Source organism: Methylobacterium sp. D48H (genome assembly GCF_053345715.1).
In genome coordinates, this window is record NZ_JBKFAP010000126.1 from 1 (window position 1) to 322 (window position 322).

General features: G+C 73.3%; 1 protein-coding gene. It reads left to right on the top strand.

The window, feature by feature from the left end:
- The coding region (locus tag ACLBX8_RS31775) for an MFS transporter small subunit (RefSeq protein ID WP_447716421.1) at positions 1 to 214 on the top strand (214 nt) is incomplete at its 5' end.
- Positions 215 to 322 lie beyond the last annotated feature (108 nt).

The window sequence follows — 322 nt, forward strand, 5'->3', positions numbered from 1 at the left end:
CCGGCCCCTGGCGCAACGCTGGTTCATGTCCGATTCCGAGCGGGCCTCCCTGGACGTCCGCGCGGGCGCCACGGCCTCGGGGCCGTCCGGCTCCTTCGGGATCGGCCGCGGCGGCTTGAGCGCGGGCGCCGCGCTGGCCTGGGCGGTGGTCGGCATCCCGATCGTCTGGGGCATCGGCATCACCCTGTCGAAGGCGTTCATCCTGTTCCGCTGAGCGGGCACGCTCGGTTGTGGCGGGCCGGGCGGGCCGCTAGGTTTCCGGCGCCTCGCCGTGCCGGGATGCCTTCGTCGTGATCGACAAGCTGGACTTCCTGCTCGCGCT